Annotated in this window: 11 protein-coding genes; 7 read left to right on the top strand and 4 right to left on the bottom strand. The window is 46.4% G+C overall.

Translation table 11 applies throughout. From position 1 onward, the window contains the following. Nucleotides 1-76: 76 nt before the first annotated feature. Genes KP77_RS15705 through KP77_RS15695 form a run of 3 tightly spaced genes read left to right on the top strand, consistent with a single transcriptional unit; the run spans nt 77 to nt 3,742 of the window. Entirely contained in the window at nt 77-1,234 is a 1,158-nt protein-coding gene (locus tag KP77_RS15705) for a sugar ABC transporter substrate-binding protein (protein WP_041123686.1), read from the top strand. Beyond that, entirely contained in the window at nt 1,231-2,766 is a 1,536-nt protein-coding gene (locus KP77_RS15700) for a sugar ABC transporter ATP-binding protein (protein WP_041123685.1), read from the top strand. Before KP77_RS15705 ends, KP77_RS15700 begins: the two co-directional genes overlap by 4 nt. Before the next feature lie 22 nt (nt 2,767-2,788). Beyond that, a complete protein-coding gene (locus KP77_RS15695) occupies nt 2,789-3,742 on the top strand; it encodes an ABC transporter permease (protein ID WP_407637940.1) in 954 nt (317 codons plus the stop codon). 161 nt (nt 3,743-3,903) lie between these two features. Here KP77_RS15695 and KP77_RS15690 read toward each other — a convergent pair whose 3' ends face one another. From KP77_RS15690 to KP77_RS15675, 4 genes are all read right to left on the bottom strand, one after another. Further along, on the bottom strand, nt 3,904-5,718 hold the full coding sequence (locus tag KP77_RS15690) for a mechanosensitive ion channel (protein ID WP_084218748.1): 1,815 nt from the start codon (nt 5,716-5,718) through the stop codon (nt 3,904-3,906). 112 nt (nt 5,719-5,830) lie between these two features. Continuing rightward, on the bottom strand, nt 5,831-6,517 hold the full coding sequence (locus KP77_RS15685) for a pseudouridine synthase (RefSeq protein ID WP_327063135.1): 687 nt from the start codon (nt 6,515-6,517) through the stop codon (nt 5,831-5,833). After that, entirely contained in the window at nt 6,518-7,321 is an 804-nt protein-coding gene (locus tag KP77_RS15680) for a Cof-type HAD-IIB family hydrolase (RefSeq protein ID WP_041123683.1), read from the bottom strand. A gap of 409 nt (nt 7,322-7,730) precedes the next feature. After that, nucleotides 7,731-9,839 carry a beta-propeller domain-containing protein gene (locus tag KP77_RS15675; RefSeq protein ID WP_041123682.1) on the bottom strand — a complete coding sequence of 703 codons (2,109 nt, stop codon included), beginning with the start codon at nt 9,837-9,839 and terminating at the stop codon, nt 7,731-7,733. A gap of 363 nt (nt 9,840-10,202) precedes the next feature. Here KP77_RS15675 and KP77_RS15670 point away from each other — a divergent pair, with 363 nt between their 5' ends. From KP77_RS15670 to KP77_RS15655, 4 genes are all read left to right on the top strand, one after another. Then, on the top strand, nt 10,203-10,952 hold the full coding sequence (locus tag KP77_RS15670) for a sugar phosphate isomerase/epimerase family protein (protein WP_041123681.1): 750 nt from the start codon (nt 10,203-10,205) through the stop codon (nt 10,950-10,952). Between the two features lie 315 nt (nt 10,953-11,267). Continuing rightward, a complete protein-coding gene (locus KP77_RS15665; RefSeq protein ID WP_041123680.1) occupies nt 11,268-12,188 on the top strand; it encodes a S66 peptidase family protein in 921 nt (306 codons plus the stop codon). After that, nucleotides 12,188-13,288 carry a dipeptide epimerase gene (locus KP77_RS15660; protein WP_041123679.1) on the top strand — a complete coding sequence of 367 codons (1,101 nt, stop codon included), beginning with the start codon at nt 12,188-12,190 and terminating at the stop codon, nt 13,286-13,288. The genes KP77_RS15665 and KP77_RS15660 overlap by 1 nt, the downstream gene beginning before the upstream one ends. Next, the gene (locus tag KP77_RS15655) at nt 13,285-14,193 is read left to right on the top strand and encodes a C40 family peptidase (protein WP_041123678.1); all 909 of its coding nucleotides are present in this window, start codon (nt 13,285-13,287) and stop codon (nt 14,191-14,193) included. Before KP77_RS15660 ends, KP77_RS15655 begins: the two co-directional genes overlap by 4 nt. The last annotated feature ends 458 nt before the right edge of the window (nt 14,194-14,651 follow it).

The following is a 14,651-nucleotide window of genomic DNA, read 5'->3' as shown; positions in this document are numbered from 1 at the left end:
ATCAGCCTTTTCCCGACTAATTCGATCAGTATACCTACTAACTTTAACAAATTAACTTTTTAAAGGAGTACAGAACATGAAAAAAGGACTTACTTTACTATTACTCGTACTGACCCTGATTCTGGCAGCATGCACAAACCAGCAGCCTTCTTCACAGGAAGAGGAACCGGAGGAAACATCCGAAGAGACAGCTGCAGAAGAAACGGCTGAAGCTGCAGAGGAAACATCACCTGAACAGACATCGCAGGGAAGTGATGCAGAGATTCCGGCAGCTGTTGATCAGCCTCTTAAAATCGCTGCCATTATGGAGTTTTCAACAGGCACGTTCGCCTCACAGTATGTCAGTGGACTCGAAGCACAGGTTAAAAAATTCGGAGGCGAAGTTCAGATCTATAATGCAAACAACGATTTATCACAAATGGCCAATCACCTTCAGACAGCAATCAATCAGGGGGTAGATGGAATTTTAATCGACCATGGCCGGGCGGAAGCGTTGAATCAGGGCGTTGAAGAAGCACTTGAAAAAGGGATTCCGGTTGTCACATTCGATAACGATATTACAGCTGATGGCGTAACAGCCATCAGCCAGGATGACTATAGCCTCGCGTGGGGCACATTAAAGCAGCTTGCCCAGGATATTGATGGGGAAGGAAATATTGTCTATGTATGGGCCGGCGGTTTTACACCACTAGAAAGACGTAATGTCATTTATGAAGCGTTCCTTGAGCACTATCCTAACATTGAAGAGGTGGCGCGTTTTGGAAGTGTGAGTAATAACACAGCGCTAGATTCACAAAATCAGATGGAGGCTGTATTGAAGAAGTATCCTGAAGAGGGATCAATTGATGCAGTGTTTGCACCATATGATGAGTTTGCAAAGGGTGTTACGCGCGCAATTCAGCAGGCGGGACGCGATGAAATTAAAGTATACGGAATTGATTTAAGTGATGAGGACCTGCAGATTATGCAGGCAGAAAACAGTCCCTGGGTGACAACAGCAGCAACTGACCCTGCTGAAGTGGCAGGTGTTCAGGTAAGATTCCTATATCAGAAGATCGCAGGGGAAGAAACACCGTCTATTTACGCGCTTGATCCTTCTGTTGTCAATGTGAGCGATCTGCCGGATGAGCCGGTGACAATGGCTGATGTCGGTCAGCACATTGAAGGATGGGGCTCACCAAATGCGGCGCGGTCACCTTGGATGGATGCACTGGAGGCGAAAAACGCACAATGAGTTTACTACAGGTTCAACAGCTTACAAAGTCATTTGGCCCGGTTGATGTCCTGAAGCAGGTGGACTTCTCCGTTGAACCTGGCGAAGTTCATGCGCTGTTAGGCGTAAATGGAGCGGGTAAAAGTACACTTGTAAAGATCCTTTCAGGAGATTACGAGAAAGATGACGGTTCAATTCAAATCAACGGGGAAGAAGTCCATTTTACTTCCCCATCTGAAGCACAGGCGAAGGGGATTGCAATCGTCGTACAGGAAGTCGATACAGGATTGATCCCGAATCTGCCGGTTGTTGAAAATCTGACTCTGGATCTAACGGTGGGAGGAAAAAACAGCCGTCCGATCAGCTGGAAAAAGCGCCGTCACATTGCCAGGGAGCGTCTTGCGAAAGTAAATACGCATATTCCACTGAATCAGCTGATTGAAGACTGCACGCTCTCCCAAAAGCAAATGATACTGCTTGCCCGTGCAGTGGCATCTGAGGCGAAAATCATTATTTTTGATGAGCCGACTGCCCCTTTAAGTGATCACGAAACGAAACAATTGTTTCAGGTGATTGAAGAATTGAAAACACAGGGAATCGGTATGATCTATATCTCACACCGTATGCAGGAGATCAGCCAGATTGCAGAGCGCATGACTGTGATGAGAGACGGTAAAGCAGTGGCTGTTTATGAAACGGGGAAAGTATCGTCTGAAGAAGTGATTCAAACGATGCTTGGCAAACAGCTTCATAAAGCAGATTATCACCACCGTAAAATCAGCGGGGAAACGATGTTTGAAATTGAGCACCTGTCAGTACCTGAGACCGGAAAACAAGTCAGCTTGACAGTTGGAGCGGGTGAAATCGTTGGTGTGGCAGGTCTTGTCGGAGCAGGGAAATCTGAAACAGCCAATGCGATCTTTGGAGTAACGAATGCAAAAGGAAAGTGGTTTGTTAACGGCCACAGCGTGTCCATTAAAAGTCCGCGTCATGCAGTCAATGCAGGGCTTTCATTTATTCCGGAGGAACGTCGTAAAAGCGGTGTGCTGATCGACTCTTCTGTACAGGAAAATCTTTCACTTCCGGCACTGAAAAGCTTTTCGCCAGCCGGCTGGATTAACCGTAAAAAAGAACATCAGTCTGCACTAGAGCAGATTGAAGAGCTCGGAATCGTGACATCTTCACCAAAAGCACTGCTGAAACATCTCAGTGGCGGTAATCAGCAGAAGGTCTCGATCGGTAAGTGGCTGAATCATGACAGTAACGTATTTATTTTTGATGAGCCGACAAAAGGAATTGATATCGGAGCAAAAAATGATGTGTTCCGTCTGATTACACATTTAGCTGACCAAGGGAAAGGTATTCTTTACTTCACAAGTGAGTTTGATGAATTACTTCAGATTGCTGACCGGATTCTGGTGATGGCAGATGGGGAAATAACAGATGAAATGCAGAATCAGGAAGCAACTGAAGCGCGCCTGATGACTGCAGCGGCAGGAGGGAATGCAGTTGAAACAGTTGAATATCAGCGATTATCCGCAGCAAGACCTTAAGGAGCGGATCGTCAACTTCTTTATGAAATTTGGCACACTCCTGGCCCTCGGACTGATTATCGTCTTTTTCAGTCTGACAAATGATCAGTTTTTAACGTATGGCAACATTACTGATATTCTCCGCTCAATCTCGATTGTCACGCTGGTTGCGATTGGTGTAACGTTTTCGATGATTGTCGGCGGCTTTGACTTATCTGTAGGCTCAACTGTGAGCCTTGCTACAGTTGCAAGCGGCGCACTGCTTGTATGGCACAGTCAGGAACTTTTAGTGGTCCTGATTGTTCCGCTCGTACTTGGTGCACTGATTGGGTTGATTAACGCATTTATCGTTGTGAAAATCAGAATTCCAGATTTGATCGGAACCCTGGCAGTGATGTATATCATCAACGGTGTGCATCTCACTTATACAAAAGGGTATTCAATTTACGGTAATATGCCAATGCCGGATGGAAGTGGAACGGCGCCTGGTATATTTATTCCGGCGTTTCAGTTTATCGGTCAGGGACGTCTCTTTAATATTCCTTTTCCGGTCATTCTGATGGTTGTGATCGTTGCACTTGTTCACTTATTCCTGAATTATACGCGTGCAGGACGCCTGTTCTATATGACTGGCGGGAATAAAGAAGCGGCACGTCTGTCCGGCGTGCCAGTCAACCGATACCGCACATATGCTTATGTGATCAGCGGGGTCTTTGCAGCACTGGCAGGAATTGTCCTTGCCGCAAGGATTGGTACAGGTCAGGTATCAGCAGGAGATCCGCTGCTGATGGATGGTGTGGCGGCAGCACTTATCGGTTATTCCGTCTTCGGTGCTGGAAAACCGAATGTGATTGGAACGTTTGTCGGGGCGATCATTATCGGGATTCTGTTAAATGGACTGACAATGATGAACGTGCCATACTACGCTCAGGATATTATTAAGGGCGGCATTCTTGTTGGTGCACTTGCACTGACGTACTTCAGGAAAAAAGAGTAGTGATGAAAAAGCGGTTATTTAAAAAAGCTGGAGAAAATGATGTGATCAACCACCAACCTGATAGAATCATTCACCACTATGAGAGAATAACCGTCTTCACACTTTCACCTGTTAAAAAAGAGCTTTCATGCCGCAGCATGAAAGCTCTTTTAAAATCTGTTTTATTCACCGCGGCGATCGTTATCAAAATCATCAGGCGCAAACGGATTATTTCCACGCTGATCCTCTTCAAAACCATCTGAATCATTTACGCTGTCCCAGGCAGATGTATCACGTGACAGATCATCGCTCCAGTCGTGATCGACAGGTCTCTGATCTGCGTCATCACGCACGGCTTCCTGAGGCGGTGTGGATTCAGTGTGCTGAGTGCCTTCATTACGGTGTTCTTCTTTCATTTTTTCTTTTTCACGTTTTGCATTTTCTCTGTTGATTTCAGTGTTCTCAGCTTTTTGTTCCATTTTGTCAAGGTAGCGCGAAGCATTGTCGCGGCCGCCGAGTCCAAAAGCAAGACCGAATGCCAGCGCAGCTGCACCAAGAATCAGAATGAACGCTGAGTTCACAATTGTATCTGCTACACCCAGCTGGTCAAGTGCCATGAAGAGGGCAAGTGCCATAATCGCATACTTCGCGACTGAGCTGAGCATTGAAAGCTCTGATCCTTCAAGCAGGCTTGCAAGAATGCGCTTGACCACATTTGCCAGGATAATACCAAGTCCAAGAATCACAATCGCAGTAATCACGCTTGGCAGGAATGCCAGGACTGCTGTGCCAAGATCGACAAGGAAGCTGAGTCCGACAATCTGGAACGCTTCAACAACAAACAGAATCACAACAATGATCTGTACAAGATAACCAACAATATCAGATGGTGTCATGCTGCTGCCTGATGCTTTCCAGCCGCCAACGCGGAGGTGACTTGTGACATTGTTAAAGCTTAGTCTTGAAAGGAGATCCGCTGTGAAACGGCGTGCCCATTTACCAATGAACAGACCAACAAAGATCAGGAGAATCGCAATGACAATGTTCGGAATCATTGCCATGACGTCATCAAGCATGTTAATCGCAGGGCCTGTAATTCCTTCAATCTGCAGACGTTCAAGCGCTGAGATGGTGACTGGAATCATAATCAGCACGAACACGATCGTTCCGATAATGGATGAAATAGACGTATCCTTCAGTACTTTATCAAGACCCAGTCTTGTGCCAAGCTTATCTGTTCCGACTGCGTGAAGGAAATTAGAGACAATGTCCCGCACAATCTTTGCAACAATCCAGCCGATCACAAAGATCAGAGCCGCAGCCACAAGTCTTGGGATAAAGCCAAGGAAACTTGCAAGCATGCCGCTGAACGGTTCCGACACTGCGTCAATACCAAGTGCACCGAGAATACCCGGCAGGAACATCAGCAGGACAAGATAGAACACGATGGTTCCGGCGCTGTCTACGTAGCTTCCAAGATTAGAAGAATCTTTTACATATTTACTGTCACGTACTTTTCTATTCTGAACAAGCTTATGTCCAACTTTGACTACAACAGTTTTTAAAACAATTGCCAGAATATAAGCCAGCAGTAAAATCAGTGCTGCTGTTAAAACATTCGGGATAAACGCAAGAATCGTACTCATCATATCGACGAGCGGTGAAGCAATAATGTTCAGATTGAGAATGTTAAAGAATAAAATAAAGACAAATACCATCAGAATCCAAAACACAATTGTTCCGGCGATCTTCTCAGGTGTCCATTTCTTAGAGGATGTTTCTTCTCCTTCCGGCGGTACTGAGCGACGGCCTCTTCCGGGTGATCCATACTTGCGGATAACCCCGGTTTTCTTCAGTAATTTTTCGACACCGGCTGACACTGCTTTTGCAATGATAAAGCCGACAAACAGAACGATCAGGGCAAGTACAAGATTCCCGAGAGAATTCAGAAATCCACTCGTATTAAACCCATCGCTTGAAAACCAGGTATTGTTCATATAAACTCTCCTCCGTATTTTTATAGTCAACTATTAGATTCCCTTGTTATGACAGATAAAAACTATTTTCAATATAAATTTTCAGAAAAATAAAAAAGCCAGTGCTTTTGCACTAGCTTTTCAGACGGCTTACTTCATCCTCTGACAGATGCCGCCACTCACCGGGCTGCAGGGAACCGAGGTGAATATGTGAAATTCTGATTCTCTTCAAGTCTGTGACACGGTTACCGCATGCACTGACCATACGCCGGATCTGCCGGTTCAGCCCCTGTTTTAAAATGATCCGGAACGTAAATTCGCCGGTTTTTTCAGCAAATGCAGGCGAAGCTTCTTTTCCTTTTATGAGAAGGCCGCCTTCATGCATTTTCTCAATCATCTGATCTGATACCGGCCGGCTCGTACGAACGAGGTATTCTTTCTCCTTCGCAGCTTCTTCCTTCATTAATGGATTCACAATCGATCCGTCATTTGTCAAAAGCAGCAGTCCGGTTGACGCTTTATCTAGTCTGCCAATGGCAAAAATCCGTGATTCCCACTTCAGGTAATCAATCAGGTTCCCTTCTACAGCAGTCTGCGCCGTACAGGTGATACCTTCAGGTTTATGAAAGGCAATATATACCCGCTCGGCAGGAGGAGGCAAAGGAAGACCGTCTACTAAAATATGATCTGACTCCTCGACCTCTGACTTAAAAGTACAGACTTTGCCATTCGCAGTTACCCTGCCGGCTTCGATCAGCCTGCCTGTTTCACGTCTCGAATACACACCGCTTTTCGCCAAAAAAGTCTGGATGTGTATCATTTATAATAAGAATTTTTTCACAACGTGCGCTACGCCGTGTTCCATATTGGATTTTGTGACAAAGTCAGCAGCTTCCTGAATATCAGCAGGTGCATTCCCCATTGCAACACCAAGTCCTGCATACTGAATCATCTCAAGGTCATTATAGCTGTCACCGACTGCAATGATCTCAGAGCGGTCAATGCCAAGCTTTTTTCCTAGCTGTTCAAGGCTCGTTCCTTTTGTCACGCCATACTCTGTGAATTCAAGGAAGTAAGGCTTCGAACGGTATACGCTGAGCGTACCTGCAAGTTCTTCTTTGAGCGTCTTCTCGACTTTTTCAAGTACACTGCCTTCTTCAAGCATCAGTACTTTTACAACCGGTGAATCAACTGCTTTTTTAAAATCATTCGTCAGTGCAACCGGAAGACCAGTCAGCGTTGATTCAATCTGTGTGTACTCATTATCCCGGGGCGTCAGGATCGCTTCATTCACATACGTCTGAATCCCGACATTTTCCCTTTGGCTCAAGTCATAAAGGTGGTGCACCGTCTCAGGTGAAAGCGTGCTTTCAAACAGCAGTTCCTTCGTTTTCGCGTTAAAAATATTCGCTCCATTATATGAAAGGATATAACTTCCGTAATCCGCCAGACGCAGCTCGTTCGCCGTATCCCACATACCAAACGTCGGTCGCCCGGAAGCAAGCACGACCTTGATGCCTTTTTCCTGCGCTGTTAAGAGTGCCTCAGCCGTCTCAGCAGAAATTGTATGATCATCCTGCAGCAGCGTGTCATCCATATCTAATACAATCATTTTATAAGTCATGATAAATCTCCTTCTTGTCTATACATATCTTTATTTTACTGGAGAGGAGGGTGGGGTGGCAAGTTGAGGAGATTGAGGGGGAGTGGGGGTTCAGGAGATTACCTATGTGGTTCAGGAGATTACACGGGAAGATCATGAAATTACACCTTTTGTTGAGGAGATTACACGTACTGTTCATGAAATTGTGTAATGAGACCTATACCAGGTTGTCATTCCTCACACGCGAAAAATGCCCTTAGGAAACTGTCTTGATAGTTTCCTAAGGGCATGAACAAAAGATGTGATGAAATGACGATGCTTTTGTGCCATATGACCAACAAGCCGGGAGTATCAGACCGTCACCGGAGCGGATACGATCACCAGAAGCCATCATACGACTTTCGCCTGGCATGATGCGCCCGCCCTCATCTTAAGGCAGTGGATAGTGCTCAATCTCGTTAAACTTCACCAGGTACAGCGTGTCATCCACATAAATCATACGCTGAACCATGCTTTCGTATTCCTCATATAATTGGTCCGGATCTTTTTCATCAAGATATTCTGCTGCAAGTTCAATGCCATCTGTGGTGATCGAATACATTAATGCACCCTGACCAACGAATTCTAGTCCCATTTCATTTTCACCGTCATAGAGCATAACCGGGAAGCCGTATAGCCCGCGTTCATTATGACGGAAGAGCGCTTTGTGATCATATTGAATCGGAGAATAGGTACCGCGTCCGCCAATGACTTCCACGTCCTTTTCAACCGGATTATTAAAATCAGTAATATCAAACAGTGAAATCTTCATGCCTTCCTGTCTGACAATCGGTGCTTCACCAGGCTTTGACTCTTCAAGAGAAGTCTCTGTTCCGAATCCGATCAGGTGGTTTTCACCAAGCGGATGCAGATACGAGCTGAAGCCCGGGATTTTCAGTTCTCCCAGTACTTCAGGGTTTGCCGGATCTACTGTATCGATCACAAAGAGCGGATCGGTTTCCCTGAACGTCACAATGTACGCTTTATCACCCATAAATCTTGCGGAATAAATCCGCTCACCAGGCGCAAGGTCTTCAACAGAACCTGTCAGCGCCATCTGAGAATCGAGAATATACAGGTTATTCGTTGATGGCTGATCCTCTGACCACATCGAGCCGTCTGTTGTTGCTACCCGGAAATAACCGTTGTACTCATCCATCGAGAACTGATTCAGCACGCGGCCCGGCACTTTACCCTGAGCTGCAAACTGAACATCGAGGCCATCTATCGAGAACTTATAGATCTCTGTTTCATCATTCATCCCGCCAGCCGGCATAATCTCCATCGTTGTAAAAAATGAATATTGAGCAGCTGCAATATAAAGGTTTTCAGCGGACATATACAATTGACCGCTGCTGCCAAGGTAAGAATGAACAGTAGCCTCTGTCTCAGGCTCATTAACAGGGATCGCTGAAATGGTTGCATACTCAGCGCTGTCTGTCTCAGGCAGTTTCTGAATCTGATCAACCGGCTGTTCGAAAAATTCATCGGATACAGCGCTGTCTTTAATGTAAGGCTGCAACCTGACTTCAGCATCCGTTTCCTCCTGCATGATCCATACATTCGGATGGTGGTTGGTTACCATATAGAGAATATCCCCGACCATTCTTGAACTCGCAAGGTATCCTTCGGAAGAAAACTCACGTGACATGGAAGGTGCAGCAGGGTCCGCTACATTATAAATTTTAGCGGTCGTTGTGCTGATTTCCTGTCCGGGCTCACTGTACCAGTAATCGCCGACCACAACGAGTAAATCATCCTGCAGATAAAGTTCAGTGCCATAAAAGTTCCCTTCAGAAAGGGGGATCGTCTGAATCAATTCAGCTGAATTGTCTTCAGCAATCTGGTGTATTCTGATTTCCTCATTCCGATACAGCGTGTAAATGAATTCGCCGTCTGTCTGCACAAGATCGGCTTCCTCTACGCCCTCTACCTGATTATTCGTAACAGAATGATCTCCTGTTGCGCCACCCCCGGCTGAGGCCGAGTCAGCAGATTCACTTGTCGCTTCCTCCATTACTTCATCACCGGCATTTCTGGAACGCTCGTTTTCAGCAATTGCAGCAAAATGATCTCTCAATTCCTGTTCATTTGCGAACTTGGGCAGGTCTTCCACGATTTTAAATTCAATCATCTGACCATCTTTCAGCTTCAGTCCGAGCGATGACCTGATCTCATCTGACAAATGAAGTGTATAGACTGCGTCCGCCGCGTAACCGCCTTCAGGAGGTGCAATCGAAAGCGTGCGTCCTTCATGAATCAATTCCACTCTGACTTCAGTTTCATTCCCATCCTGATCACGTACGACAACCGTCTCTTCGTTTACCGTGTCATCACGCATCTGTTCAGTAAAATGCAGCCTCCACGTATGATCGCTGAACACTGACCGGACTTCAGCACCGCTAGCTGTATTCGTCACCTCAGGCTTTTGCAGCAGGTAGAACGCCAGAGCACCCCCTGCAACCAGTAAAATCGATGCGGCAATTAACCACTTTTTCATCAATATGAACCTCCCGTCAGGAAATATTTCGTTGATTAGTTAGTTATTAGACGTTTATATTTCAATTAAGTTACAAAAATAATCTGAAAATAAAATGGCTTCCACTTGAGATGAAAGTGGTTTCATAATACCCTTATGGAAAGGCTTTGCTGAAGTTGGCTGGTGATTTCCGCTCCAGGAGAACGCTTTCCGCATGAGCCGTCTTTTGGCTCCGGTTCAATCGGACCTCCTCGCGCTTCGCACTGTGGGGTCTTACCTGTCCGACTTATCCTGCTGGAGTCGTGCCCTGCAGCGAGAAGCACCATCTGTGTTAAAACAATATTTAACTTTAACAAGGCTAAAATAAAAAGAGGAGGGGTTTGCATGGTCAAAATAGCATTACAGCTCTGGTCAGTAAAAGAAGCAATGGAACAGAATCCTGAAGAAACGATTCGGCAATTAAGCGAAGCCGGTTACGATGGCGTACAGCTGGCAGGGGATTACGGTAAGTCAGGAGCGGAATGGAAACAGCTCCTTTCGGAAAATCATCTCGGTGCAGCCGGTATTCATATGCCAGTGACAGCACTTGAAAATAAGGATGAACTGGACCACTGGATCAGCTTCAGTAAAGAAATCGGAAATAAAAAACTGATTATTCCTTTTGTAGACGAGGAATGGAGAACGTTGAGCGGCTATAAAAAGTTATCAAGACTGCTGAATGAAGCGTACCCGGCAGTAAGTCAGGCAGGTCTCCAGCTTGGTTATCACCATCATGACTTTGAATTTACTGCTGTTGAACCGGGTATCACAGGCTGGGACGTGCTTGAAGAGATGACTGAGCCGGATCAGATCTGTTTTGAGGTTGACGTCTACTGGACAGAATATGCAGGCGTTCATACATATAATCTTCTTGATCGTCTGAAAGAGAGAGTATTTTCTATTCATCTAAAAGATATGCTCGAAGAAAACGGTCATAAAAGAACTGCGGCGATCGGTCACGGAACACTTGATTTGAAAAGCTTCGCAGACCGCGTCGATACTGATTGGCTTGTCATAGAGCAGGAGCATTTTGATGGCGATCCGCTTGAAGAAGTGAAGCCGAGTGCAAATGTTGTGAAGAGATGGTACAAATAACAGCGAGCTAGAATCCGGGGAGGGCCTCGGATTTTTCGCTTTACTGCAGGTTAGATGAATGGTTCGGCGGGTGTGAGCGTAGGATGGTAGGGGGTTCAGGGAGCGGGTGTTCGACGTAAAAGGTGCAATGTTCAGCGTAAAGACTCTCGTGTTCGACGTTCAGCGCATCATGTTCGGCTTTAGCAGCACTATGTTCGACGCTTCGGGTATATTGTCCTAGACGCATTCACGCACTTTGCCAACTCAATGCCTTCTACTCTCAAAAGAAAGACCGTTCAACCCAATACTCAAACATAAAAAAGGAGCACGACAAACATGATCTATCCAAATAGACTGCAAAGCGGAGACGCAGTCGGGTTTATTGCCCCTGCAAGTCCGCCGAATATAGAAAGTATGGAAAAATCGATTGAATTTTTCACGTCACTCGGGCTGAAAGTGAAGGAAGGGAAACATGTCCGCAACGTCAACGGCTACCTCGCAGGTCGAGATGAGGAAAGGCTTGAGGATCTGCACGCAATGTTTGCTGACCCGGAAATAAAAGCTGTCATTTGCGCCGGCGGAGGGTATGGTACAGGCAGGATTGCTGACAAAATTGATTATGACCTGATCCGCAACAATCCGAAGATTTTCTGGGGCTACAGCGATATTACTTATTTACATACAGCAATCCGACAGGCGACAGGGCTTATCACATTCCACGGTCCGATGCCTGCTTCTGATATCGGCAAAGATGAATTTCACGAGCTTTCAGGGAAAATGTTTGCGCAGCTGTTTGAACCAAGAGAGCTTCATTATACGGAAGCTTTCGGTGAGCTGAATGTGATCGCTTCAGGTGGTGCAACCGGTGAACTGACCGGCGGGAACCTGTCACTGATTATGAGCACACTGAATACACCGCACGAAATTGAGATGAAGGATAAAATTCTTTTAATAGAAGATATCGATGAGGAGCCTTACAAAATTGACGCGATGCTGAACCAGCTGAAGTCAGCAGGTAAGCTGCAAGAATTGAACGGGATTGTAGTGGGTGATTTTAAAAATGCTTTACCGACAAACGGAAAGCCGTCACTGTCGCTTGAGGAAGTGCTGCAGCATTATTTAGGAGACCTTGGGATTCCGGTTGTATCAGGATTTAAGATCGGCCACTGTGAACCGCATTTTTCTGTGCCGCTTGGAGTCAATGCAAAGCTGTCAGCTGCTGATAAAACGCTCACACTGCTGCCGGGGATTGAGTAATGAAGATCCGCAGCGTTGAAACGTTCCGTGTAAGGGTGCCGCTGAAAAAGCCATTTAAAACAGCACTTAGAACGCTGACGGTATCTGACTCTGTCATAGTGAGAATCACAGATGAAGAAGGCTGTACAGGATATGGTGAGGCACCGCCGACCCATGTGATTACAGGAGATTCGCTGGCTGGTATTGAGGAAGCCATCAATGGCATTATCGCCCCGCAATGCTTGGGGCAATCACTTTTAGATAGAGAGAATCTGCTGCACACGATCAACACAGCGATGGTCCGGAATACAAGCGCTAAAGCGGCGGTGGACTGTGCGATCTATGACTTACTTGCACAGTACGCGGGCATGCCGCTGTATCAGTTCCTTGGGGGAGCGGCTGACGCGTTTGATACAGATTATACGGTCAGTGTGAATGAACCTGAAGAAATGGCTGAGGATGCTAAGCAATTTAACCAGGATGGTTTTTCAGTTCTGAAAATTAAAGTCGGGATCGGTGCGATTGAAGATGATCTGAAGCGGATCAGAGCGATTCGTGAAAAGACAGACTGCACGCTCAGGCTCGACGCGAATCAGGGCTGGACAGCGAAAGAGGCGGTATATGCGATCAGCCGGATGGAAGATGAGGGACTTAATATTGAACTCGTTGAACAGCCGGTAAAAGCGCATGATATAAAAGGATTAAAATACGTAACAGACCATACATATACACCAATAATGGCTGATGAAAGTGTGTTCAGCCCCCAGGACGCCATTCGTGTACTCGAAATGCGGGCAGCGGATCTGATTAACATTAAGCTCATGAAAGCAGGCGGCATTCATCAGGCACTGATCATTGCAAAGCTTGCTGAAGCGTATGACATTCCGTGTATGACAGGCAGTATGATCGAGACAAAAGTCGGCATCTCAGCAGCCGCGCATTTTGCTGCAAGCCAGCGGATCATTACGCGCTATGATTTTGATGCGCCGCTTTTACTTGCTGAGGATATTGTGGATGGAGGCGTACAGTTCGACCGCGCACGCATGACGTTTTCAGAGGCAGCAGGTCTTGGCATTGAATCAATAAAAGATCATGCAGTAATTGGGAGGGGACAAGCGTGAGAACAGCTCATATCAATGTAACAGCAGCAACACTCTGGACAGAGCCGGCATCACCGCGCGACATTGATGCACCGGCGCTCGCGTCACCTGTTGAGCTTGAAAAATGGCTTGCAGGCATGACCGCTGAAGAACGTAAGGACCTGCTTGACAGCAACCGCGTGCAGTCGCAGGTGCTGTATGGAGACATCGTAACGATTGAAGAAATACAGGGGGACTGGGCACAGGTTGTCGTTCTGTCCCAAAGCTCTAAAAAGCACCCGGCAGGCTACCCGGGCTGGATTCCGGCTACCCAGCTGACTGAAATTGACGCAGCTGATATGGAGCCGTCAGAAGAGAAAATTATCGTTACATCAGACTTCACTCCCCTTTTAAACGAAAACGGAGAGATGTTGACCACGCTCGCATTCACTACAACACTCCCTGTAACTGGAATGCAGGATGGCCTTGTTGAAGTCCACAGCCCGCATGGTCAGGCTTATGTCAAAAGGGATGCCGTAAAACTTTTCCACGGTGACCTGAAAAAAGGGACGCCTGCTGATATATTAAAAGACGGGGAAAGATTTCTTGACCTGCTGTATCTCTGGGGCGGCATGACGCCGCACGGCTATGACTGCTCAGGCTTCAGCTACTCCATGATGCGGGCGAACGGTTATCTGATCCCGCGGGACGCCTCAGATCAGGCGGCTGCAGGTAAAGAAATCTCTAAAGAAGACGTACGTCCCGGGGATCTTATTTTTTTCGCGTACGAAGAAGGAAAAGGAGACCTGCATCATGTGGCCATCTATCATGGGGACGGAAAAATGATTCACTCTCCGACACCCGGCAAAAAAATCATGATCCAGGAAATCGCAGGAACATTTTATGAAAAAGAATGGTGCGGGGCAAGACGCTACTGGGCGGAATAAATCATGCGCTGCCTGCCAGAAGCACTGCAACGCGGGATGGGTTAGCGATGGTTAGAAACAGGTTTGTACCCTCCGCAAGATGGGAATAACATGATTAACTTGAGCAGAAGCGGGAGGGATTCATAATGGGAAGACTCATTAAGCGCGCAATCAAATACGGACCGATCGTGTACCCGTTCATCCGTAAGTTTTTAAATAGCCGTAAAACAAAGCGATACTAAATGAATGAAGAGAGGCTGTCCTGAGGGAGAGTCTTTTTTTGTTGGGCGCTGGGACAGTGGGTTGAAGTTACAATGCAGGCTTTTCGGGTCAAGATCACAAGTTACCGTTTATATCCGCGAACTTACCGATCATCAACAATTTTATTGAGGTCATATTAATATTTTCCTCATTAACAGCAATCCTCGTTTAATCACATTCACAGCGTTTGCACAGCAGGGATGACGAATCATGTCGTA

The organism is Jeotgalibacillus alimentarius, assembly GCF_000829445.1.
GTDB classification, from domain to species: domain Bacteria; phylum Bacillota; class Bacilli; order Bacillales; family Jeotgalibacillaceae; genus Jeotgalibacillus; species Jeotgalibacillus alimentarius.
This window is presented reverse-complemented; position numbering and strand designations above follow the sequence as displayed.

Excerpts from the sequence above, each read along its gene's own strand:
- KP77_RS15705 (WP_041123686.1), top strand. The coding sequence starts at position 77 with ATGAAAAAAGGACTTACTTTACTATTACTCGTACTGACCCTGATTCTG.
- KP77_RS15700 (WP_041123685.1), top strand. The coding sequence starts at position 1,231 with ATGAGTTTACTACAGGTTCAACAGCTTACAAAGTCATTTGGCCCGGTT.
- KP77_RS15695 (WP_407637940.1), top strand. The coding sequence starts at position 2,789 with ATGAAATTTGGCACACTCCTGGCCCTCGGACTGATTATCGTCTTTTTC.
- KP77_RS15690 (WP_084218748.1), bottom strand. The coding sequence starts at position 5,718 with ATGAACAATACCTGGTTTTCAAGCGATGGGTTTAATACGAGTGGATTT.
- KP77_RS15685 (WP_327063135.1), bottom strand. The coding sequence starts at position 6,517 with ATGATACACATCCAGACTTTTTTGGCGAAAAGCGGTGTGTATTCGAGA.
- KP77_RS15680 (WP_041123683.1), bottom strand. The coding sequence starts at position 7,321 with ATGACTTATAAAATGATTGTATTAGATATGGATGACACGCTGCTGCAG.
- KP77_RS15675 (WP_041123682.1), bottom strand. The coding sequence starts at position 9,839 with ATGAAAAAGTGGTTAATTGCCGCATCGATTTTACTGGTTGCAGGGGGT.
- KP77_RS15670 (WP_041123681.1), top strand. The coding sequence starts at position 10,203 with ATGGTCAAAATAGCATTACAGCTCTGGTCAGTAAAAGAAGCAATGGAA.
- KP77_RS15665 (WP_041123680.1), top strand. The coding sequence starts at position 11,268 with ATGATCTATCCAAATAGACTGCAAAGCGGAGACGCAGTCGGGTTTATT.
- KP77_RS15660 (WP_041123679.1), top strand. The coding sequence starts at position 12,188 with ATGAAGATCCGCAGCGTTGAAACGTTCCGTGTAAGGGTGCCGCTGAAA.